Annotated in this window: 22 protein-coding genes and 1 pseudogene; 18 read left to right on the top strand and 5 right to left on the bottom strand. The window is 57.7% G+C overall.

What is annotated here, in order from left to right:
• Positions 1–3 precede the first annotated feature (3 nt).
• The 5 genes from GF1_RS04665 to GF1_RS04645 form a co-directional block, all read right to left on the bottom strand.
• Positions 4–1,911: a hypothetical protein gene (locus GF1_RS04665; protein ID WP_267928465.1), complete on the bottom strand. Its 1,908-nt coding sequence runs from the start codon at positions 1,909–1,911 to the stop codon at positions 4–6.
• A gap of 184 nt (positions 1,912–2,095) precedes the next feature.
• A complete protein-coding gene (locus tag GF1_RS04660) occupies positions 2,096–2,554 on the bottom strand; it encodes a chemotaxis protein CheX (protein WP_267928464.1) in 459 nt (152 codons plus the stop codon).
• Positions 2,555–2,792: 238 nt separating this feature from the next.
• Entirely contained in the window at positions 2,793–3,260 is a 468-nt protein-coding gene (locus GF1_RS04655) for a chemotaxis protein CheX (protein ID WP_267928463.1), read from the bottom strand.
• Between the two features lie 103 nt (positions 3,261–3,363).
• Positions 3,364–3,735 carry a response regulator gene (locus GF1_RS04650; protein WP_267928462.1) on the bottom strand — a complete coding sequence of 124 codons (372 nt, stop codon included), beginning with the start codon at positions 3,733–3,735 and terminating at the stop codon, positions 3,364–3,366.
• A 131-nt stretch (positions 3,736–3,866) separates the two neighbouring features.
• Positions 3,867–5,636: an ATP-binding protein gene (locus GF1_RS04645; protein ID WP_267928461.1), complete on the bottom strand. Its 1,770-nt coding sequence runs from the start codon at positions 5,634–5,636 to the stop codon at positions 3,867–3,869.
• A 342-nt stretch (positions 5,637–5,978) separates the two neighbouring features.
• On the opposite strand from GF1_RS04645, the gene GF1_RS04640 reads away from it, so the two are divergent.
• From GF1_RS04640 to GF1_RS04560, 18 genes and pseudogenes are all read left to right on the top strand, one after another.
• Positions 5,979–8,405, top strand: coding sequence for a tetratricopeptide repeat protein (locus tag GF1_RS04640; protein WP_267928460.1), 2,427 nt, complete (start codon positions 5,979–5,981; stop codon positions 8,403–8,405).
• Between the two features lie 34 nt (positions 8,406–8,439).
• Positions 8,440–8,850, top strand: coding sequence for a flagellar basal body rod protein FlgB (gene flgB / locus GF1_RS04635; protein ID WP_267928459.1), 411 nt, complete (start codon positions 8,440–8,442; stop codon positions 8,848–8,850).
• 112 nt (positions 8,851–8,962) lie between these two features.
• Positions 8,963–9,406 carry a flagellar basal body rod protein FlgC gene (gene flgC, locus GF1_RS04630; RefSeq protein WP_267928458.1) on the top strand — a complete coding sequence of 148 codons (444 nt, stop codon included), beginning with the start codon at positions 8,963–8,965 and terminating at the stop codon, positions 9,404–9,406.
• A 5-nt stretch (positions 9,407–9,411) separates the two neighbouring features.
• Complete coding sequence (fliE, locus tag GF1_RS04625) at positions 9,412–9,708, top strand: flagellar hook-basal body complex protein FliE (RefSeq protein WP_267928457.1); 297 nt, start codon at positions 9,412–9,414, stop codon at positions 9,706–9,708.
• A 130-nt stretch (positions 9,709–9,838) separates the two neighbouring features.
• The gene (gene fliF, locus GF1_RS04620; RefSeq protein WP_267928456.1) at positions 9,839–11,479 is read left to right on the top strand and encodes a flagellar basal-body MS-ring/collar protein FliF; all 1,641 of its coding nucleotides are present in this window, start codon (positions 9,839–9,841) and stop codon (positions 11,477–11,479) included.
• A 73-nt stretch (positions 11,480–11,552) separates the two neighbouring features.
• Positions 11,553–12,557: a flagellar motor switch protein FliG gene (gene fliG, locus GF1_RS04615; protein WP_267928455.1), complete on the top strand. Its 1,005-nt coding sequence runs from the start codon at positions 11,553–11,555 to the stop codon at positions 12,555–12,557.
• Entirely contained in the window at positions 12,544–13,302 is a 759-nt protein-coding gene (locus GF1_RS04610) for a FliH/SctL family protein (RefSeq protein WP_267928454.1), read from the top strand. The genes fliG and GF1_RS04610 overlap by 14 nt, the downstream gene beginning before the upstream one ends.
• A 31-nt stretch (positions 13,303–13,333) precedes the next feature.
• A complete protein-coding gene (locus GF1_RS04605) occupies positions 13,334–14,722 on the top strand; it encodes a FliI/YscN family ATPase (protein ID WP_267928453.1) in 1,389 nt (462 codons plus the stop codon).
• On the top strand, positions 14,719–15,159 hold the full coding sequence (fliJ, locus tag GF1_RS04600; protein WP_267928452.1) for a flagellar export protein FliJ: 441 nt from the start codon (positions 14,719–14,721) through the stop codon (positions 15,157–15,159). Before GF1_RS04605 ends, fliJ begins: the two co-directional genes overlap by 4 nt.
• The gene (locus GF1_RS04595) at positions 15,156–15,779 is read left to right on the top strand and encodes a MotE family protein (RefSeq protein ID WP_267928451.1); all 624 of its coding nucleotides are present in this window, start codon (positions 15,156–15,158) and stop codon (positions 15,777–15,779) included. The genes fliJ and GF1_RS04595 overlap by 4 nt, the downstream gene beginning before the upstream one ends.
• An 8-nt stretch (positions 15,780–15,787) precedes the next feature.
• Positions 15,788–17,206, top strand: a complete 1,419-nt coding sequence (locus GF1_RS04590) for a flagellar hook-length control protein FliK (protein ID WP_267928450.1) — start codon at positions 15,788–15,790, stop codon at positions 17,204–17,206.
• 18 nt (positions 17,207–17,224) lie between these two features.
• Entirely contained in the window at positions 17,225–17,737 is a 513-nt protein-coding gene (locus GF1_RS04585; RefSeq protein WP_267928449.1) for a flagellar hook assembly protein FlgD, read from the top strand.
• Entirely contained in the window at positions 17,737–17,904 is a 168-nt protein-coding gene (locus GF1_RS04580) for a hypothetical protein (protein ID WP_267928448.1), read from the top strand. The genes GF1_RS04585 and GF1_RS04580 overlap by 1 nt, the downstream gene beginning before the upstream one ends.
• Positions 17,905–17,944: 40 nt before the next feature.
• Positions 17,945–18,076: pseudogene (locus GF1_RS16390) on the top strand (hypothetical protein); the annotation flags it as partial.
• A gap of 134 nt (positions 18,077–18,210) precedes the next feature.
• Entirely contained in the window at positions 18,211–19,287 is a 1,077-nt protein-coding gene (locus tag GF1_RS04575) for a flagellar hook protein FlgE (RefSeq protein WP_267928447.1), read from the top strand.
• Between the two features lie 385 nt (positions 19,288–19,672).
• The gene (locus tag GF1_RS04570; protein ID WP_267928446.1) at positions 19,673–20,437 is read left to right on the top strand and encodes a motility protein A; all 765 of its coding nucleotides are present in this window, start codon (positions 19,673–19,675) and stop codon (positions 20,435–20,437) included.
• Positions 20,438–20,448: 11 nt separating this feature from the next.
• The gene (locus tag GF1_RS04565) at positions 20,449–21,192 is read left to right on the top strand and encodes an OmpA/MotB family protein (protein WP_267928445.1); all 744 of its coding nucleotides are present in this window, start codon (positions 20,449–20,451) and stop codon (positions 21,190–21,192) included.
• A gap of 27 nt (positions 21,193–21,219) precedes the next feature.
• Positions 21,220–21,738: a flagellar basal body-associated FliL family protein gene (locus GF1_RS04560; protein ID WP_267928444.1), complete on the top strand. Its 519-nt coding sequence runs from the start codon at positions 21,220–21,222 to the stop codon at positions 21,736–21,738.
• Positions 21,739–21,740 lie beyond the last annotated feature (2 nt).

Here is a 21,740-nt window from a genome sequence, read left to right as displayed (position 1 = left end):
ATTTCAGGCGGCCTTCTGGCCGAGATTGGCCTCGATCTTTTCCCGAATATCCTCTTCCGAGGCCGGGGTTATCAGGATATCGACTGCTCCGTACTTGACCGCCTTGAGCACCGTGGTTCGTGTCCAGGCCGGACCCGCGGCAATCAGCGGGATGGACGGAGCCGTGGTGTGGATCTTGATAGCCACTCCGAATCCCTGCTCACTCACACTGCGCATCACCAGAAAGACACAGCCTATGGCCCCGGGCAGATAGTTGGCCACCGGATCCTTGAAGTGAAGAATACGGGGTTGATGGCCCATATTCCTGAGGACCCCGGCTATCCGCTCGCCCTCCTCTTCATGGTCGGTACATATAAGGATATCCGGAACATCCGCGGCCTGATCGACGGCCTGGCCCCGGGCCGGTCCACCGGCACCACCGTCGGTCTCCGCGGTTCGAGAGGCCGCGGCCGAGAACGGAGCGCCGGCATCACCACCGTCCGCTGAGACAGCCCGGGAACCTTGAGAGGTCGTCCCTGTAGCCTGCTGTTCCTTTTCAGTTTGCCCCAGGTCCTGCAGGTCAAGAAGGTCGGCGGGAAACAGCACCTGCAGCTGGCCCAGCTCCCGATCATCGAAACTCAAGGACAAAACCGAAAGATAGTACAGGGTATTGGGGAAGGTGTCGTCGGAATCAGGATCAATCTTGACCGGTACTATCTTGTCCAGGCTGGTTTTGACGAAACCGATTTTTTTCCGGTATTGCTCCTCAAAGACCGAGGTATAGACTCCGGCTATGATGTTGGCTATTTCACCGTAGGCATCTTCGACGTCCGGACCGAATTCTTCCCGCAGAACCGCTTCGCCAAGCTCACCCTCCGGCAGCATGATCAGGGTGCCGCCCAGAAAGACAGCGTCCTTGAGTGAGGCAAAAATATAGGCCTCCCCCTCTTTCTCACCCCGAACAGCCAGCCGGGCCATGACCTGATTACTGCCGAGCTGATCGAGGAAATCTTCCTTGGTCACCAGGGCATTGCCTTCCGGGGTGAGCTTGAGCTTCCCGTCGAGCAGGGCTCCAACCTCGACTTCCATCTGCTGCCTGCATCCGTCGAGAAGCCGGTCAATCAACTTTTTCTGCTTTCGGGGATCCGTCTTTTTGGGCGGTGGCGCAGCCGGAGATGTTCCAGCCTCCCCATCGTCTGAGGATTCCTGCCGGATCACCTCCACCGACTCTTCTTCGGTGGACGCATCCTGGTTTCTGATGACTTCGATGTCCTCGCCAGCTTCAGTCTCAGTGGCGGTAGCGGAACCAGCCTGGGCTGCCGGGGCTGCCTGCTGCTCAGCCGGTTCGGCCTCTGTCTCAGACTCAACCAGGCCAAAGGGAGCTGCCGGCAGCAGGAGGTGCATGTCCCCCATCTCCACCTCGTCAAGACGCAGGGCACTGGTCATCAGATAGTAGGTGTCGTCGGGGATGGGCTTGTCCGATTCCACATCCACCTTTACCGGGATGATAATCTCCTGCTCGGTCCGGACAAGGCGGAAATTCTTGGGATAGAGCTCCTCGAAGGTAGAGGTCAGGGCTCCGGCGATGATGTTGGCGATTTCGCCATAGGAATCTTCGAGTTCCTCGGTATAACTTTCTTCCGCAATAACGGTTTCAAGCTCCGACTCAGGAAGCATGATAAGAGTGCCACCGATCCGGATGGCGTCCTTGAGCAGGACCAGGAGGGCTCCCTGGCCTTCGATATCCCCCTCCATCTGAATGTGGGCCAGGACCATCTTCCCCGCCGGCATGGAGAAGAAATCCTCTTTTGTGAGGATATCGGTTTCAGCCTTGGCCAGGGTCAGCTGCTTGCCGAGCAGGACAGACACTTCTGTCTGGATTCGTTCCCGACAGGCTTCTATTATGCGGTCCAACCGGTCCCTGGCTTTCATGTGCGATACTCTCTACTTAAGACCTGTGCTTCTGGCACAGCGAAATGATTCGCGGCAGGCTGCTTTGAGCGGACTGTGCCCGGTTGGGTCAGCGGAAGGGGTATATCCCGGACGGCACCGGGGAAATTCACCGACCAACCTCTCATATTTTTCGGCAGATCAGCACGAAAACTTTACCACAATTTCAGGCAAAAATATATTTCAGTTCAATGGAAAAATCCCCCGATGGGGTACGAAACGGCACCACAATGCGCTGGGCGCCGGACAGACCGGATGTCCGGACCGAGGAGCCGACAATGGCGGTGGGAATGGCCAGCTGAATATCCCTGCCCTCACCGGCCAGGGCGGTCTTGAGGCCTCCGGCCACCATGTTGGCGATCTCACCGATGGCATCCTTGACATCCTCGTCAAGCTCCTTCACCTCCATTCCCAGCATGGAACCGGTGATTTCCATGGCTACCTCGCCCGGACAGTGCACAGCCAGCAATCCCTTGAGATCCCCGGCGAGGCCTATCATACTGGTTATATTGGACTCAAGGACCGTATCCTCGTTCTCCAGGACCTCACCCGGTTCGATATCCAGAAAAATCATACTGGCAAACACATCACTGGTTGCCTCCTGTATATATTTTGCCAGTTTCACGCCTCTTCTCCAGTTTATATGAAAATCTCGTCCCACCCTCCAGGGGGACAGCATCCTTCATGTTTCGTTATGCAGGCCGTGCGAGCCGGGAGGGAGGCTGGATAACAGAAAATAACAAAATCCCCTCTCGCCCGACCAGGGGGAAAGAGGGGATATATCCTCGGCCGACCCAAAGGGGGATGATTCGCCATCCCGCAACCTACGGCCCCTGACCTCTGCCGACCCCGGCAGAACGCTTCTATTGTTCCAGTTCCAACTCCACGTGAAAGACCCCATCCGGGGCCTGAAAGGGAATGATCACCTTCTCTCCCTGATTCTGGGAGATGAAGGAGTACTCCTCTCCGGAAATAGTGGAGGGCAGAGACAGCTGGATGTCCTTGCCGCTATCGGAGAGTGTCGTCTTGACATTGCCGCCAAGCATGTTGGCAATTTCACCGATGGCGTCCTGCACATCCTCGTTCATTTCATCCACATCCATGCCCAGAAAACTGGAGGTAATGGCAAGGGCGACGTGGCTTGGTATATGGACCGCCAGCACCCCCTTGTAGGTGCCGGCAAGGCCCACCATTCCGGTGATGGTGTTCTTGAGCTGGCCGAGTTCTTGTTTCGGCTCTCCGGCAACCGATACATCCATCATGACCATGGTCGTAAAAATTTCAACCGTGGCCTCGATCATTTTGTCCGCTATTTCGGCAAAATTTTCCACACTCTCCTCCGGCGTTGCGATGCAGGCAGGCCTGTGGCCCGCCCCGGCGTCCTGGATCAGGCAAACTCAAGGGGCAAGCCCTTCCTGCTCCTCTGTCTTGAACCTACATCAACGGGCCAAGCACCTCGTTAACCTTGTCCGGAGTAAATGGTTTTTTCAGGGCGTCCACCGCACCGAGACTTTTGGCCTCGCCGATGATATCCTCACCGGTCTCGGTGGAGATCATGACCACGGGAATATCCTTGATCCCGTCCCGGTTTGCCTTCTCGCGCAGAAACTCAATGCCGTTCATATTGGGCATGTTGATGTCGCTTAAGACAATATCAATCGATTCCTTTTCAAGCACCTCCAGGGCCTCGAGACCATCACCGGCCTCAAAAATAGTGCCGAAATCAAGCCCGGCCTGGCGCAAAGAACGTCCGACAATCTTGCGCATGGTACTTGAATCGTCAACGAGCAGTACGTTTTTCCCCATCGTGTAATCCTCCTATGTAATCAACAGGTAGATGTTCTTATTCATGAGTGCATAGTATCAATTCCCAAGGGCTAAAAGCAAGCACTCTTCCCGATCCCCGGGAAATTTTCCACCTCGTTCCCTCCACGATTCTACACTCCGGCAAGCATGGGTCCCTGCGGAAAAAAGAGGGTCACGCGGGTGCCCTGACCGGGGGTGGAATGGACCTTCAACTCACCCTTCCACTGGCGGGCAAAACGGTGGGCCACCTCGAGTCCGACCCCGCGGCCAGTAGAATCGGTGACGGTCTCGGCCGTGGAAAAACCGAGCCTTACGACCAGTTCGGCCGCCTTTTCCGGGGTCAGCGGACCACTATCTGCCGGCAACAGTCCACAGCGCAGACCACAGCGCCCAATCTGTTCCGGATCAATTCCCTGGCCGTCATCCTCCACCACGATCTCCACACCCGAGTCCCGTTGCCTGAACCGGACCTCAATGGCAGCGACCTCTGGTTTTCCAGCGGCTCTGCGGACCTCCGGTGCCTCCACTCCATGGTCGACAACATTTTGTACCAAATGCACCAGTGGATCGGAAAGGGCGTCGAGAAAATCTTTTTCCAGGGAAATGGTGTCCCGCGAAACATTCAGACGCAGCGGCCTGCCGGTCCTTTCTTCCAGGTCACGGACAAGCCGCTCAAGACGTTTTTGCAGCAGGGTCACAGGTTCGCGGTAGATAGTGTTGCTGAGATTGCGGATGGAACGCACCTGTCCGTCCAACCGGTTAATCTCGCCGGGCAGCTGATGGCGCCCCTCACGGAAAACCACCTCCACGAGCCTGTCCCGTGTTTCCTCCAGTTCGTCGACAAGCTGCAGCAGCTGCTGCAGCTGTCGGCTGTCCACGGTGATGTCGCGGCGACCGGTACCTGTACGGTTTCCGGACGTCAGCACCGAACCGGCAGGAGAAACAGGCCGTCCCAGTACCTGTTGACGGGCCAGGACCTGATCCACCTCTTCCTCGGTAACCTCACCCATTTCCACCAGCACTTCGCCAAGGCGGCGCACCGGTGCGTTCTGCTGCCGTGCCTTTTCCTGGATCCTCAGAGCATCCTCGACACTGTCCGGCGCAACCAGTCCCGCCTTGATCAGCAGCGCGCCAATGGGCTGCCGGATCATCGCCTCCAGATCACCGATCAGCTCTTCCAGATCCTCCACCCGGCCGCCACTGGAGGCTCCAGTGGGGCCAAGGGCCTTCAGCATGGCATCGGTGGCTCGAAGGAAAACAGCTTCAGGGCACTCTCCCTGAAGAGGATCTCCTTCCAGGTAGCGCTGCAAAATGGTAATGAAGACGCCACTGATCTCGGCGATGTCGGCAAGCTCCGCCGCCCCGGCCAACTGCTGCAACTTGTCGAACCGGCGCACAAGCTCCGGGACCTGGGAACGGTTATCGGCGACTTCGCCCCAGAATCGAAACTCCTGTTTCAGAAAGGTCAGGATTTCCCTGGCCCGGATAGTTGTCTGCCGGAAGCCATCCCCTCCCGGACCTATGGCATGAAAATCATCAAGGGTCTGGTTCAGACTGAGCACCAGGACTGCTGTTTCCAGGAACTCATCACTGCGGCGCTCCAGGACCAGGGGCAGGGTTTCCTGGATTACCCGGCACGCTGTACAGAGGAGATCAAAATAGTACTCAAGAGATCGGTTCCGGCTCTCGTACATGGCCCTGGCAAGATTCTCAGCGCTTGCAGCCAGTTCGGAAAGCTGCTCAAGCTCCAGAAAGGAAGCTGTTCCCCGCATGGAGTGAAAGAACCGGAAAAAAGCATAACTCTCTGCCTGGGGATCCCTGTCCCCGGTTTGCTGGCAGGAGATGTCCAGCTCAGCCAGCATCCTGGATGACTCCTGGACGAACTCCTGTAGAATATCCATGTGTTCAGGTAGAACCGCCACTCTATCCCCCGCATCTGTTTTCCCTGGTTCTGCCGAATCAGCGGACCAGGATCACCAAAATCAAGACAAGATCCTGCACTGATTTCAACTATACGACAAAACCATGCTGCGGGGCAATTGAATCTTCCCCCCCTTTTTTCAGGCAGCAGCACCCTGTCCCGTGTCAAAAAAATGGCACGCGAGAACAACCAGAAAACCTTTCCTCTTCCCTTGCCATTATACACGCAACCAATTGAAAATCAAAGACATATGAGCGAAAGAGCCAGGTGGAATATTTATTGCTTACCTTTTCCCATACACAACCGATACCCTATAGAGCCCATGATATCTGTCAGAAAAACATCACTGTTTGTCCTCTTCTTCCTGCTCTGGGCTGTCCCGGCCCTGGCAACGTCGATTCTGCAGAAAATCAGCAGAACCGATGAGCAGGGGAGGCTGCATATTTTTCTCCGCCTCAATGCCATACCAAAATACCGCCTGACGACCACGGGCAAACGGATCGAACTCCTGCTGCTGGACACCATTGCGGCCAAAAATGTCCAGCCACTCAGTGAGGATGACCGGCTCATCAAAATGCTGATCAGGAGACAGGAAAAAGGCACCGCCCTTTCCTTCTATTTCCGCTACCCACCACAGAATGCGAAGATCAACACCCTGGAGGACTCTTCATCCCTGATGCTGGACATCCTGCTGGGCAGCCCCTTGACCACCCGCTACCGGAATCTGGCCGCCAGAATTCCAGGGCTTACCATGGTTATGTCCCGGACCACCGATTACACCAACCCCCTCAACCTGTCCCAGTATGCCACCGACTGGCGGCTGTTTTTCGAGGAATACGAAAGCCCGGTGACCATCAGCCCAGACCCGGACTACACCCTGCCCTCCTTCCCTCTGGCCAGGTTTCTCCTCCCTGCCATGAGCCCCGAACACTGGCTTCCGGCGGAGGCAGGGACGTACGCCGCCGAGAGGAAATGGGACCAGGCCGTGGGCGTGGTCCGCGAGGCCCTGGACCAATTGACAGATTCGGCAATCCGTGAACGCCTGCTCCTGACCTACGCCGAACTCCTGGTGCGCAGCAACGACTATACCGAGCCCCACCAGCTCCTGCAGCAGATCATGTACACCTGGCCCGATACGCAAACCGCCCTACTGGCCAGGTATCTCTTTGTCTACCTCCAGGCGAGGCAGGAAGATCCGCACCTGGCCTGGTTTGAACTGAAAAAACTGGAGGAAAAACTGCTGGAAGAACCAGGCCTGCGCCCCTTTTTTATCATTTTCCAGGCTGAGCTCGCCCTGGTCACCGGCCGGGCCGACCAGGCGGGCAAGATTCTGGCCCGGGATGACATGGCCTTCACCGGTGAGGCGGAGCTCCTCCGCCTGCTTCGCCAGGCCGACACCCGCTATCTGCTCGGAAAAAAAATCAGCGCCCTGGTCTCCTACCTGCAGCTCCTGGACCGTTCAGAGCTTATCGCCACCAAACCCCTGTCCCTGGCCCAGTTCTGTGACACTCTCTATGCCCACTACCGCTACCGGGACGCGGCCAGGTGGTACCGGCAGCTGACCGCACTGCTCAGCGACAAGAAAGGTCAGGACCTGGCCATGTTCCGCCTGGCCATGAGCCGGCTGCACAGCGGTGAGCCACCCCGGCGGATCCTGCCCGCCCTCCAGGAGATTCGGGAGGCCTTTCCGAACGCCGAAGGAAAGTACCGGGCCTGGCTCAAGCAGACGGATCTGGAGTACCTGAACCACAGAAAAGACAGCGCCCTGGCCGCCCAGACCTATGGCATCCTTGCAAAAGAGGCTCCTGTCAAGAAGCTCCGGGAAGAGGCCCTGTTTAAAGAGGCCCTGGTGCATGCCCTGGCAGGCGACAACGAAAAAGCGGTGGAGCTTGCCATGCAAAAACTGCGGGAATTCCGCAGCGGCGACCTGAACCTGGAGGCCCGCGCGCTACTGATCCAGCGGATCCCCCTGGTCATCGACGACCTTCTCAAGCGGGGAGAATATATCAAAGCCCTGGTACGGGCCCGGGAAAACCGGGAGCTGTTCACCCGCGGCTGGCTGGGCACGGAGATTCTGTTCAAACTTGGCCGCGCCTACAAGGAGCTTGGCATTTTTGAACGGGCCGCCCGGGTCTATCTCTACATTCTCGACGTGTCGCCGGAATCCCGGCGCGAAGAGGTATATCTGCCGCTACTGCAATCCCTGTATGCCAGCGGCCGCTATGATCTGCTTGAAGACTACGCTGACCAGTACATCCTGCGTTACCCCGAGAGCCCGAAACTTGAAGAGGTGTTCCTCCTCCGCCTCAAGGCCCTCAGGCAGCGGGACAAGCTGGAAAAAGCGACTGAGATCCTGGATCGCAACAACTGGCCGAGAAGCAGCCGGACACTTCGGACCGCAGCCTCGATCTACTTTGACCTCAAGCGCTGGAACAAAGTTGTCGAACTGCTGGAGGATCCTCTCCTGGAAAAAGACCGGCAGGAGCCGGAGCTGATGTACCAGCTGGCGGAATCGCTCTACCAGCTGGACCGTTTCGACCAGGCCAGGGAGATGTTCACCATCCTGGCCGAAGGCGACCGTCACCGGGAACAGGCCCTCTTCCGACTGGCGCAGATCTATGAAAGAAATGGCCACAGGGACAAGGCCCTAAACGAGTACCGGAGACTGGCCGAAGAGACTAAAGACCCCCTGTGGCGCAAAGCAGCCCGGGAAGGAATGGATCTCCTGCAGATGCCGGCCATAAAGTAACGCCACCCTCCAATCTACACAGGACCGAAAAGATATGGAACTGACACACTTCGATACGACCATGAAACTGCTGCAGAAGGTACTCGATCTGCGCTCGAAAAATCAGCGGGTGATCAGCTCCAACATCGCCAACGCCGAGACCCCTGGATACGCGCCGGCCAGCATGTCCTTTGAGTCCCAGCTCCGCGATGTCATGCATGGACCTACCCTCCGCCCGGTGACGACCAGGCCCGGCCATCTCACAGTTTCTCCGGCCAGCCTGGACGAGATCCAGGGCAGTATAACCCGGCATCCGGACCGGACAGGCATTGGCGATGAAAACGGGGTCAGCGTGGAAGAGGAGATGATGAAACTGTCGGAAAACCAGCTGCTTTATGAAGCGGCCGTTACCATGCTCAACAAGAAACTGGCCCTCCTCAAGTATACTGCGAACGATGGCAAATAACTTGCATAATCCCATGCGGTGACGGTCCGCGGCCACCACTGGCCAGGCCCATATCGCACTCAGCCCATACCATCGCCAACAGAGGGGTTACGACAAGAAGGAGAAACCTGACATGGATATTTTCACCACATTCAAAATTGCGGGATCGGCGCTCAAGGCCCAGCGCATCCGCCTCAACACCATCAGCTCCAACCTGGCCAACGTGGAGACCACCTCCACCCCGGAAGGAGGGCCCTACAAGAAGAAGTCGGTCTATTTTGAAACCCAGAATATACCTTTCAGCGAACACCTGAAATCGAACATGGGCTCTGAGGCGGACAAGGCGGTCCAGGGCGTCCGGGTGGCCAGGATACTTGAGGATCAGGATCCACCCCAGCGGATATACAATCCAACCCATCCCGATGCCGGCGAGGACGGATACGTGGAGATGCCAAACATATCGGTCCTCAAGGAGATGACCGACATGATGTCCGCCACCCGTTCCTACGAGGCCAACACAACGGTGGTCAAATCGGCCAAGCGCATGGCCCTGAAAGCCCTTGAAATAGGGAGGTAAAATAAATGATACAATCCATTACCGGACTCAGTAACCCGCCATCCACGACGGAAGAAAGCCCCTCTGCGGTCACCAGGGTGGAGCAGTCCTTCATGGACATGCTCAAGGACACGGTCGAGCAGGTCAATGCCCAGCAGATAGCCGCGGACCAGGCGGTACAGGAGGTCCACGCCGGTGGCGAAAAAAACCTCCATGAAGCCATGATCGCCCTCGAACAGGCCGATATCTCGGTCCGGTACCTGGTCCAGGTCCGCAACAAGATGCTCGAGGCCTACCAGGAGATCATGCGGATGCAGGTCTGATCCCCCACCGGTCCACCTGAAAACAAAGGAAAAAGATCCGGGCCCCAGGTAACCGCTCTCCCGCCGGGAGACCGGTTATCTCACCACAGGCGCCCCATCTGTTTAACCCTGAACCCGCAAAGAGAAACCCATGGCAGAAGACACCGGCACTCCTCCCCAGGCTCAAAACGGTACCGCACCACAGACCGGCTGGCAGGTTCTGGCCCAGCGCATCAAACAGTGGCCCATGCCGCGCAAGCTCGCCCTTGTCGCGGTGGCGCTTATCTCCATTGCCCTTTTCACGGTCATCATCATCCAGGCCCGGACCGCAGACTACCAGCTACTCTTTGCCAATCTCAACGAAACCGATGCCGCCTCGGTGGTGGAATGGCTCAAGAGCAACAACGTGCCCTATAAGCTCAAAAATGGCGGCAAGAGTATCTGGGTGCCCATGGATAAGGTACACGAGGCACGACTCAGCCTTGCCGCCGCAGGACTGCCCCAGGGAACGGGCGTGGGATTTGAAATCTTTGACAAACAATCTTTTGCCCTGACAGATTTTGTTCAGAAAGTCAACTATACCAGGGCGCTGCAGGGAGAGCTTGCCCGAACCATCGCCTCACTGGGGCCGGTGGAAAGCGCCCGGGTGCACCTGGCCCTGCCCCAGAAACGGCTGTTCAAGAACCAGCAGAAACCGGCCACGGCCTCGGTCATTCTCAAAATTCGTCCGGGCCGGAGCCTGGCCGAGGTCCAGGTCCAGGGTATTGTTCACCTGGTGTCCAGCTCAGTTGAGGGGTTATCTCCTGATAACGTGACCATCATTGACCAGACCGGCAGAGTCCTGACCCGCAAGGAAGAGAGCGGATTGTTTGGCGCCATGTCGCCGGACATGATAGAGTATCAGCTCAGTGTGGAGCAGAGCTTTGAACAGCGGGCCCAGGCCCTGCTCGACAAGGCGCTTGGTCCTGGTAAGTCCATGGCCCGGGTCACCGCGGTTCTCGATTTTTCCCGCACCGAGAAAACAGAGGAGATTTTTGATCCCGAGGAGCCGGTCATCCGCAGCGAACAGGTGTCCGAAGAAAAATCAACCACCCAGATCGCCGGCGGGATCCCGGGGGTGGAATCGAACCTGCAGGGTAACATCAACCGGGCAGCCGGGGCGGCCCCGTCGTCCAGCCGTTCCCAGCGGACCACCAACTACGAAATCTCCAAAACAGTCTCCAAGACTGTCCAGCCCACCGGGACCATCAAAAAGATCTCCGTGGGGGTTCTGGTGGCCGACAAGGTGATTCCGGCCACCGACAAGGAGCCGGCCCGCTTCGAACCGCGCTCCGAGCAGGAGCTGCTCCGGATCGAGAACATGATCTCTTCGGCCCTGGGCCTGGACCCGAAACGGGGCGACAAGATCGAGATCGTTTCCATGCCGTTTACCGAGAAAAAGGAGGAAGCCGAGCCGCCGTCCGTTGCTGCCAACATGATCTACCAGTACATGCCCCTTATCCGTTACGGCCTGGTTCTCCTCGGCGCCCTGCTGGTGTACCTGCTCATGGTCCGCCCGCTGATAAAAACCCTGCGCCAGGACGTGACCGCCCACTTCAAGACCGTGGAGGAGCTGGAAGCGGAACAGCTCGCCCGGGAGAAGGAAGCCGAAAAGGCGGCTCGGGAGCAGGAAGAGCAGGAACTGGCCGAGATCCAGCGCGATCCCGTGCTGCGCATTCGCGAGGAGATCATGAACAACCCGGTCTTTGCCGCTCATATCCTCAAACACTGGATCCACCAGAAACAATCGTAAAGCAGAGGCCTGTGGCTGGGTAAATAGCCCCCATGGCCCGTAAGCCGTAAACCAGTGACCAGACAACCTGATAATGTCTCTAGATAAACTAAGCGGCGTTGAACGCGCTGCCATCCTGCTCATCTGTCTTGGCGAAGATATTGCCGCCGAGGTGCTCAAGGAGATGACCGACGAGGAAATCTTCAAGATTACCAGGGCAATGGCCAAGATCGAGCACATTCCGGAGGATATACGCCAGCGGGTCCTGGAGGATTTCGAACTCTCCAGGGAATCCTATGCCGGCATGGTGGTACGCGGTAACGAATTTGCCAAGAAGGCCATCTCCAGAGCCGGGGACAAGGAACGGGTGGAAACCCTGCTCAAACGCTTTGCCTCGGGTACGGAGGGCAAACCCCTGGAAACCATATCCAAGATGCAGCCGGCCATGGTCGCCGGTCTGCTGGAACGGGAGCACCCCCAGACCGTGGCCCTGGTGCTTTCCACCCAGACTTCGGAACATGCTTCTGCAATCATAGCTAATCTGCCCGAAGACAAACAGGCCGATGTCATCTACCGGATCGCCACCCTGGAGATGGTTTCACCTGACGTGATCAACCGGATCGAGGACGCCCTCAACAAGGAGCTGGGCATCGTGGCCGAGCACGAGCAGCGCCAGGTGGGCGGCATTGACAAGGTTGTGGAGATTCTGGACCACATGGAGAACAACCTGGATGCCGACATCCTGGAAAATATCGAGGAGATGGATCCGGAAATGGTGGAGGAGATCCGCAAACAGATGTTCACCTTCGAGGATCTCTCCAACCTGGATGGCCGCTCGCTGCAGATGATCCTGCGCGAGGTCAACAACGACACCCTGACCATGGCGCTCAAGACTGCCTCCGAGGAACTCAAGGAGAAGATCTTTGCCAACATGTCGGCCCGGGCGGCTGACATGATCCGCGATGACCTGGAGGCCATGGGCCCGGTCCGTCTCTCCGAGGTTGAGGCTATGCAGCAGGCCATCGTCAAGATCGCCATGAAGCTCGAAGAGGAAGGCAAGCTGGTGCTGGGCAAGGGAGGCGGTGATGAGCTCGTCTAAAATTTTCAAGGACGACCCAGCCTTCACACCCATCACCCTGATCTCGGAAGAGATTATCCCGGACAACGCCACCGTGGTTCACCAGGCAACGGAACCAGACGCACCGGAAGAGGAATCCCAGGCCCGGGAAGACCTGGCTGGCGACAGGGAAGACGCTCCGGAACCGCCCCCTTCAGCCCCTGCTGCGCCGCCGGAGCCCGTTGATGTGGAAAAAATCCGCCAGGAAGCCTATCAGCAGGGGCAAGACGATGCCAGGCAGGAAATGCAACTCCGCCTTGAAAGCAGCCTCAAGGCTCTGGCCGAGACCTGCCGGCAACTGGACGACCTCCACGGCAACCTGCTCAACGGCAGCCGTGGCGAGGTGATCAACGTGGTCATCGCCCTGACCCGCAAGATTCTCGGCCGGGAACTTTCCACCCGTCGTGACGTCATTGCCTCCACCCTGGAAGCGGCCCTGGAGGCGGCCATTGCCAGTGACGAGTATCTTGTCACCCTCCACCCCGATGACCTGGCCCTTGCCGAGGAAATGCAGCCCTCCCTGGTCGCCTCCATTCGCGGGCTCAACCATATTGTCTTCAAGACCGACCCTGATATCACCCGTGGCGGCTGCCTGGTAGAATCCAATCTCTGCTCAGTGGACGCCACCATCGAAAGCCAGCTGGAAGCGGCCCGTGAATTCCTCGAAGAACAGGCCGCAACCGACGACGAAGAAGCAGGGCCAGACGAGACAGACGAACACTCCTGAGCCCCGGCTCCGGGAGAGAACAGGGCCTATCATGCAATTCAGACCAGAACTCATAAAGCGATTCTCACCTATCCGGGTGTACGGCAAGGTACGCCGGATCGTCGGCTTGGTGGTCGAAGGACACTGTCCCCGCTCCTCGGTGGGATCGCTGTGCGAAATTCACCCCCTGGAGGACGGCCCACCGGTCCCGGCGGAAATCGTCGGTTACAACAACAACCAGGCCCTGCTCATGCCCCTTGGAGAACTGCGTGGCCTGGGCCCGGGAAGCAGAATCCGGGTCATCAAGGAAAGCGCCACCATCAGGGTGGGCGAAAAGCTCCTGGGCCGGGTCATCGATGCCATGGAACAACCTCTTGATGACGGCCCGCCCCTGCTTCTTGACGGCGAAAAACAACTCTACAGCCTGCCTCCCGGGCCCATGCAGCGCAAGAACATCAATGCGCCCATGGACCTTGGCATCCGGGCGATCAACGGTCTCATCACCTGCGGCCTGGGTCAGCGTATGGGCATCATGGCCGGTTCCGGGGTGGGCAAGAGCGTACTGCTCGGCATGATGGCCAAGTACGCCACCGCGGATGTCAACGTGATCGCGCTTATCGGCGAACGGGGCCGCGAGGTACGCGAATTCATCGAACGGGACCTGGGCGTAGAGGGGCTGAAGCGTTCCGTCATCGTGGTGGTCACTTCGGACCAGTCCCCCCTACTGCGGATGCGCGGCGCCTTTGTGGCAACCGCCATTGCCGAATTCTTCTGCAACCAGGGAAAAAATGTCCTCTTGATGATGGATTCGGTGACCCGCTTTGCCATGGCCATGCGGGAAATCGGATTGGCCATCGGTGAACCGCCGACGACCAAGGGCTACACCCCATCGGTGTTTGCCACCCTGCCCAAACTGCTGGAACGGGCCGGAAGTTTTCAGAACAGAGGATCCATCACCGGCCTCTACACTGTACTGGTGGACGGCGACGATCTGACCGAGCCGGTGGCCGACGCAGTTCGCTCCATCCTCGATGGCCACATCGTCCTGTCACGGGACCTGGCGGCGAAAAATCACTACCCGGCCATCGACGTCATGATGTCCACCAGCCGGGTGATGCGGGACATCGTGTCCCGGCGGCACCTGGAGTTGGCCGGCAAAATCCGCTCCGTGCTGGCGATCTACCGGGAATCCGAAGATCTCATCAACATAGGGGCCTATACCGCCGGTTCCAATCCGAAAATAGACTATGCCATCTCCCGCATCGAAGCCATCAATCAGTTTCTTGTCCAGGGGTTCGACGAGTCCGTGACCCTGGAAGAGACCATCGCCTACATGGGGGAGCTGGTCAGTGACCGGCGGGGCAGCGACCGCAGACGGCCTGGAAGACGGGGTAAGGACAGAAGAAGGCCGACTGACTCCACACCCGGTAGCAGCGCATGAAACCTTTTTCCTTGGAACCGGTCCTCAAGTACCGGCAGCAGCGGGAAGACAGGGCCAGACAGCGGTTCATGGCCGTCCAGAAGGAGGAAGCCGCCCTGCGCCGTGAACTGGACCGGGTCGAGGAGATGCTGCAGTCCCTGTTTGACGGCCTGGAAAAGGAGCGCCAGCGAGGCACCACCCCGGATATGCTGACCCTTTTCGAGAACCGTATTCACCTGGTCCAGGAAGAGATAAAGAAACTGGAGCAGAAGGTCAGGGCAGCGACAGAGAGAGTGAACAAGGAGCGGAAACGACTGGTCAAGGCCAGGCAGGAGCGAAAGGTGCTGGAAAAGCTCAAGGAGCACCGGAACCGGGCCTATCGTGCCTATCTGGAAAAAAAGGAATCCGCCATGCTGGACGAAATCGCAGTGTTGTTTCATGACAGGGAGCAGGGATGAATAATAAAGCTGTTTTGAAAAAAGATAAAGCCTCCAACCGGTTCGGGGTGGAGGCACTGGACACGAGGGAACGGTTGCGCTGGCGGATCCCTTTGTTTTTTATACTCGTCCTCCTGTTGCACTCCGTCGCGGTGGCCGCGACAGAGCCTGAGCCGGTGACTGCAACCGATGACGAACCGAAATACAGTTCGGTGGAGGAGCGGCGGCTGCTGCTTTCCCTGGAAAAGGAGCGGAAAAAACTTGCCAGGGAACAGGAAGCGCTTGAGGAGCGCAAAAAGGAACTAAAGACTCTGGAAGCAGAGGTCGATAAGAAGTTAGACCAGCTCCAGAAGCTGAAAGAGAACATCGAGAAACTTCTGGCGGAAAAAAAGGCTGAAGAACAGCGCCGGATAGACAACCTGAACAAGATGTACGAGAGGGTGTCGCCGAACCTGAGCAAGATGTACGAAAAAATGGACCCGAGAAAAGCGGCAACCATTCTCGCGACAGTTGATCAGGACCTGGCCATCGCTATTCTTTTTCGCATGAAACCCAAATCCGCGGCCAAGATCCTGAGCAACATGGACCGGGACAAGGCCGCCAGCCTCACGTCCGCCTTTCCAAACCTGGGAGCCATGTAGGAGGTTGTATGCAAGCGATCCCGACCCTGCCAGCAGAGATGACACCTGCTCCTGTCCAGGCCACCGGTGTGTCAACATCTGAACCCGGATCATCGGGAAAAAACTTCCAGACCCATCTCAGCGCCGCCCATGCCCAGGCTGGCGAGCAACAGCCTGCCGCCACGGCAAAAACGCCCAAAGGAGCCCCGGACAAAATGGCGGGAAAAAACGGATCCGGGAGCGAACAAAACGGGGCGACAGTGGAAATTGACAACGGCCAGCTGGCACTGGCAGCCGGACCAGGCAGCGCCATCCTCCTCCCGCAGGACAGCGCTCAGCCGACGGCTGCCCAGACCGGAAACACCCTGGTCCCCGCCACTGGTTCAAGCGTCACCACGCTTCTAGCCGCCATTACCGGTGAAGAGAAGCCGGCCTCTCCTGGTCTCGATCTCACTTTGCCTGAACAGAAAGAGGCCGGCTCCGCAGACAGGCCGGGAAACCGTCTTTCTCAGGACGTGACCGTGGAACACTGGTCGGCGACCTTCAGCAGCCGCATCGGCCAGCATAACAAGACCGGCCAAGCCGCTGCCAGCCAGCTGCCGACTGATCAGGTTCTGCCCGGGGAGGAAGCTTTCCTGCAAGAGGGCGCGCTTCTCTCTGGCAAAGCCCAGAGCCGGATTCCCCTGTCCGGAGACAACTCCGGCGCCGGCCATGGCATGAGCCGCCGTCAGGATATCACCGGCCATTATCTGCAGTCCAACCTGCCCACCGGCATGGAACAGTCTGCCAGACAGCTGGCGACCGGCGAGCAGAGTCTCCAGAACAACAACGGCCAGCCCGGAGGGCGGGATGCATTGGCTGCGGACCAGCTCCATAACCGCATCAATGGCCAGGAAAAGGATCCCGGGCTGATCTTCACCCTGAGTCAGAGCAACGGCGAGCCCGTCTCCAGCTCCCAGACAACAGACCCGGCACCGGCCAGTGGAGTGAAGCTGCCCTCCGGGATCATGGTCCCGGAAAATCATATTGTCGGCCAGGTGGTGGAACGCTTTTCCATGAACCAGCGACTGGAAACAGGGACCGTCACCCTGCGTCTCCACCCCCAGGAGCTTGGCGAACTGCATATGGAGATCAAGGTGGAACAGGACAACATAAAGGCCCATATCACCACCCAGAATCCACAGGTGCAGGAAATTCTGGAAAAAAACATGCCCAGGCTGCGCGAGGCCCTGGAACAGCAGGGTATGAACCTGGAGCAGATGGAGGTCAGTGTTGCGGCCAGTGACCAGAACGATTCCATGCCATTCCAGGAAAATCCCGCCGATCACGACCATTCCGGCAACCTGGCCCGTTCCCGTGGCTCCACCACCGACTTCGCCACCCTGCTGGATGATGAGGCGGACGTTGTCTATGCGTCCGATGCCCGGAGCCTGAGCGTTCATGCGTAGTTCAGGAGGAAAAAGATCATGACCTATGTTTCCGGTATATACCAGGGACCGGTAGGCTCGTCCCAACTCCCCAGCACCACGGAAAGCAACGACACCCTCGGCAAGGATGAGTTCCTGACCCTGCTGGTGGCCCAGCTCCAGAACCAGGACCCGCTCAATCCCACCGACTCCACCGAGTGGACCGCGCAGCTGGCTCAGTACAGCCAGCTGGAGCAATCCATGAACCTCAACGACACCATGGAAGAGCTTCTCGATGCCCAGAAAAATTCGGACCGTCTGGCGGCCCTGTCACTCATCGGTAAAGAGGCCATGGTTGAAAGCGGTGATTTCTACCTGCCATCGACGGGTGAAGTGGAGATAGGTTATATGGTTGACGGTCAGGCATCCGATATCACCCTGTCGATCCTCAACAGTGGAGGGGCAACGGTGAAAACCATCCAGCCAGTCGAACTTTCATCGGGAAATCACTTCATAACCTGGGATGGCCTGGATGAAAATGGAGAGCGGCTGCCCGGGGAAGTTACCAGATAGTGCTCCAGGCCCGGGCCGCCGGCGAAGACGAAACCGTGGGGGTATACCCCCTGGTTCGCACCGAAGTGACCGGGGTTGATCTGGTCAACGATGAGGCCACGCTGATCACCACCGTGGGCGAATTCAATCTCTCATCGATCCACGGGGTCTACGAACCCGAACAATAAACCCTGAATCAGTGACGGACAAGGACAGTACCTGGCAAGGATGCCTGTTTTGTTTTTTTTCAATGACTCATTTTATGTACGAAATAACCAGCAGGAGGTAATAATGGGCATTCAGAGTGCTATGTACAGCGGGATAAGCGGGCTCAACACCAACTCCCAGGCCATGAGTGTGATCGGCAACAACCTCGCCAACACAAACACCATCGGCTTCAAAGGCTCCCGAACTGTCTTCTCCGACCTGCTTTCCAGCACCATCGCCGGTTCCGGCGGTTTTTCCCAGGTTGGCCGGGGGTCGGCGTTTCCAGTGTGGACAACATCTTCAGCCAGGGAACCTTTGAGGCCACCTCATCGGACACGGACGTCGCCATCGAGGGGGAAGGGTTTTTCCTGCTCAGAAACCCGGCCGAAGATACGATCTATTACTCCCGGGCCGGTGCTTTTCGCTTCGACGCCGACGGTTACCTGGTGAATCCGGAAGGGTTCCGGGTCCAGGGTCGGCAATTCGACGAAAACAACGAACTCGTCCCCGGTGACCCGACCGATATCCAGGTCATCAACTCGGGTCTGGTGGAGGCCAATCCCACCACTTACATGGTTTACAACACCAACCTGGACGCCGCCTCGCAGACACCGTCCACCACATTCGACCCGGCCGATACCACCTCCTATAATTACACAAGCACGGGTCAGGTCTATGATTCCCTGGGCGAGACCCACCTGCTAACCGTCTACTGGCGGGTGGATGACCCCTCCACAAATACCTGGCACGCTTATGCGGAAATACCGGATGCAGGTTATTCCGAGGACCTGGGAACCTTTGCCTTTGACGAGAACGGCAATCTCGACGCCACCTACCTGACCTACGACCGGAACGGAGACGGGACCAACGATACCTTTGCCGTCACCACCGCGGCCCTGGACTTCGGCAACGGTTCGAACCCCAGCCAGACCATCGACATCGTGTTCGACTGCACTCAGTATGACTCCGAATCCGTGGTTATCGGTCAGGAACAGGACGGCTACGCAACCGGCAACCTGACCAATGTGGCCATTAACGGCGAGGGAATCATCGTCGCCAGCTATTCCAACGGCAAGCAGGTCAATGTCGCCCAGCTGGTGCTGGGAAAGTTCAAAAATCCCAATGGACTGGAACTGGCCGGGGCCAACCTCTATGTCGCCAATACAGATTCGGGCACCCCCAGGGTAGGCTTGCCCGGTCCCGAGCTTGGCAATATCTTCACCAACTCCCTGGAGCAGTCCAACGTGGACATGGGGCAGGAATTTGTCAAGATGATCACCATCCAGCGCGGCTTTCAGGCCAACTCAAAAATCATCTCCACTGTAGACGAGCTGCTTGGCGAGCTGGTCAATCTCAAACGGTAACCTGTAGTGTCAAAAAAATGACCCGAAAGCCATCCAGAGCCAAAAGCGCTGGATGGCTTTTTTCGTTGCCGCGGGACACTGCCCGGTCCCGGAGGATGCTCCAGAACGCGTCAAAACCCTCCATGATGATTGCCAACATCCCTGGTCGCCTGCCCGACCGGCAGGCGGAGCCCGGGTCTCCCGGTCCTCCGGTCCGGATTCCCGGCACCACTCTCCAGTTTCACCGAACCCAGACTAGCGGGAGAGGAAAATATGCTGGCATTTTACTTGCATCCTTGTCATCGATATCCGATTCAGATACAATCACCGTATTGATATTCTTGGCCTGTTCCCTGAAGACCAGAGGCCTTGAACGACTTTTCCTTCCTGTCAAAAGGATGACAACGTGGACATAGCGACTATAATAGGAATCGTTGCCGCCTTTGGCCTCATGCTGATGGCCATCCTCCAGGGTGGCGGGCTTGGCATGTTCATCGACGTGCCCTCCATGCTCATCGTCTTTGGCGGTACTATCGGGGTTGCCCTGATCAACTATCCACTGGCCGACATCCTGGGTGCGGTCAAAGTTGCCAAGAAGACATTCCTCTACCAGGAAACGAGCACCAACGACCTGATCACCCAGCTCATCGAATTTGCCAACAAGGCCCGCAAAGAAGGCATACTTTCCCTCCAGGCCCTTATCGATTCCGTGGATGACCAGTTTCTGGTCAAGGCCCTGCAGATGGCGGTGGATGGCCAGGAGCCCGAAGACCTCAAGACCATGCTCAACACCGAGATCGAATACATTCAGGATCGGCACAGCAAGGGCGCGGAAATCTTTCTCTCCCTGGGAACCATCTCCCCGGCCATGGGCATGGTCGGTACCCTGATCGGCCTGGTACAGATGCTCCAGAACATGAGCGATCCATCCTCCATCGGTCCTGCCATGGCGGTCGCCCTCCTGACCACCTTCTACGGCGCAGTTATCGCCAACATTCTCTGCAACCCCATGGCCGGCAAGCTCAAAACCCGGTCCAAGTCCGAATTACTGCAGAAGACCATCATCGTTGAAGGCATGGGCTCCATCCTCTCCGGAGAAAACCCGCGGATCATGGAGCAGAAACTGCACGCATTCGTTGCCCCCAGCGAACGGGAATCCTCCTTTAACTGAGGCGGTAGATCATGGCTAAGAAACAGGAAGAATGTCCTGCGGGCGCCCCCTTGTGGATGGTCACCTTCAGTGACCTGGTAACCCTGCTGCTTACCTTCTTCGTCCTTCTCCTCTCAATGGCCACCATGGACAAGGTCAAGTTCGACGAGGCCAAGCAGTCGCTGGAACAGGCGTTCGGGTTTCACTCCTTTTCCACCACCAGCCGCTACACCGTACCGGTGATGCCCTCGGCCCCCAAATCGAAGTTCGCCCCCATACCCCAGCCGTCGGCGGCCAAGTATTACAAACGGATCAAAACCGACATCGAGATGACCAAGATCAGCGACAAGGTCGAGGTCATCAAACGGGACGATAACACCATCGTTCTGCGCATCAATGACGCGGTCCTGTTCGAACCGGGCAAGGCTACCCTGAATCCGGCTTCCTATCCCCTGCTCCGCAAGATAGCCGACATTGTCCGACCTCTGCCCATGACCATGCGCATCGAGGGCCACACGGACAATACGCCCATTGCCGGCAAAAAAATCACCAACTGGGATCTCTCCGTGGCCCGGGCCATCTCGGTCATGCGTTTTTACAACCGCGGAAAACTCTTTTCCCTGGATCGCATGTCGGCGGTCGGCTATGGGGATACCCGACCGATCGCCCCCAACGACTCCCCGGAAAACAAGGAGAAAAACCGGCGTGTGGACTTTGTCCTCCATCCTGACATCATGTCCGCCAATGCCAAGGCAGCACCACCGATTCCCCTGTAACTTAAGACTGGTTGATGGAGACCATCCATGGCAGATAAAGAAAAAAAAGAAAATTCTGAAGGTCAGGAAGAATCCGGCTCCAAAAAAAAGCTGATCATTATCATCGCCGCCGCCCTGGTTGTCCTGCTGCTCGGCGGGGGGGCGGCTTTCTACTTTCTTGTCCTCAAAAAACCACCGCCGGAAGAGAAAACTCCGGAGCAGAAGGTGGAACTTGCCGTGCCGGCAGCTACCGAGGAGGCCGATATCGGCCCGATGCTTGACATCAAGGAGTTTATCGTCAACATCATCAGCGAAGAGGGAACCCATTATGTCAAGGCGGCCCTGACCCTGGAACTCAACAACGAAGTGGCCCTGGAAGAGGCCAACAAGCGGCTCCCCCAGATCAGGGATGCGATCATCCTGTTGATCAGCAACAAGACCTTTGAGGAATTGCAGGATCTGCAGGGCAAAAAGCAGCTCAAGGCCGAACTCAAGAGCAAGATCAACTCCTTTCTTAAATCAGGCAAGGTGAAAAACATATATCTCACCGATTTTGTGGTGCAATAGCC

Source organism: Desulfolithobacter dissulfuricans, from assembly GCF_025998535.1.
Taxonomy (GTDB): Bacteria; Desulfobacterota; Desulfobulbia; order Desulfobulbales; family Desulfobulbaceae; genus Desulfolithobacter; species Desulfolithobacter dissulfuricans.
The sequence above is the reverse complement of the archived record's forward strand: the minus strand, read 5'-3'. Positions and strand labels throughout refer to the sequence as shown.

Excerpts from the sequence above, each read along its gene's own strand:
- GF1_RS04665 (WP_267928465.1), bottom strand. The coding sequence starts at position 1,911 with ATGAAAGCCAGGGACCGGTTGGACCGCATAATAGAAGCCTGTCGGGAA.
- GF1_RS04650 (WP_267928462.1), bottom strand. The coding sequence starts at position 3,735 with ATGGGGAAAAACGTACTGCTCGTTGACGATTCAAGTACCATGCGCAAG.
- GF1_RS04645 (WP_267928461.1), bottom strand. The coding sequence starts at position 5,636 with ATGGATATTCTACAGGAGTTCGTCCAGGAGTCATCCAGGATGCTGGCT.
- GF1_RS04640 (WP_267928460.1), top strand. The coding sequence starts at position 5,979 with ATGATATCTGTCAGAAAAACATCACTGTTTGTCCTCTTCTTCCTGCTC.
- flgB (WP_267928459.1), top strand. The coding sequence starts at position 8,440 with ATGGAACTGACACACTTCGATACGACCATGAAACTGCTGCAGAAGGTA.
- flgC (WP_267928458.1), top strand. The coding sequence starts at position 8,963 with ATGGATATTTTCACCACATTCAAAATTGCGGGATCGGCGCTCAAGGCC.
- fliE (WP_267928457.1), top strand. The coding sequence starts at position 9,412 with ATGATACAATCCATTACCGGACTCAGTAACCCGCCATCCACGACGGAA.
- fliF (WP_267928456.1), top strand. The coding sequence starts at position 9,839 with ATGGCAGAAGACACCGGCACTCCTCCCCAGGCTCAAAACGGTACCGCA.
- fliG (WP_267928455.1), top strand. The coding sequence starts at position 11,553 with ATGTCTCTAGATAAACTAAGCGGCGTTGAACGCGCTGCCATCCTGCTC.
- GF1_RS04610 (WP_267928454.1), top strand. The coding sequence starts at position 12,544 with ATGAGCTCGTCTAAAATTTTCAAGGACGACCCAGCCTTCACACCCATC.
- GF1_RS04605 (WP_267928453.1), top strand. The coding sequence starts at position 13,334 with ATGCAATTCAGACCAGAACTCATAAAGCGATTCTCACCTATCCGGGTG.
- fliJ (WP_267928452.1), top strand. The coding sequence starts at position 14,719 with ATGAAACCTTTTTCCTTGGAACCGGTCCTCAAGTACCGGCAGCAGCGG.
- GF1_RS04595 (WP_267928451.1), top strand. The coding sequence starts at position 15,156 with ATGAATAATAAAGCTGTTTTGAAAAAAGATAAAGCCTCCAACCGGTTC.
- GF1_RS04590 (WP_267928450.1), top strand. The coding sequence starts at position 15,788 with ATGCAAGCGATCCCGACCCTGCCAGCAGAGATGACACCTGCTCCTGTC.
- GF1_RS04585 (WP_267928449.1), top strand. The coding sequence starts at position 17,225 with ATGACCTATGTTTCCGGTATATACCAGGGACCGGTAGGCTCGTCCCAA.
- GF1_RS04565 (WP_267928445.1), top strand. The coding sequence starts at position 20,449 with ATGGCTAAGAAACAGGAAGAATGTCCTGCGGGCGCCCCCTTGTGGATG.
- GF1_RS04560 (WP_267928444.1), top strand. The coding sequence starts at position 21,220 with ATGGCAGATAAAGAAAAAAAAGAAAATTCTGAAGGTCAGGAAGAATCC.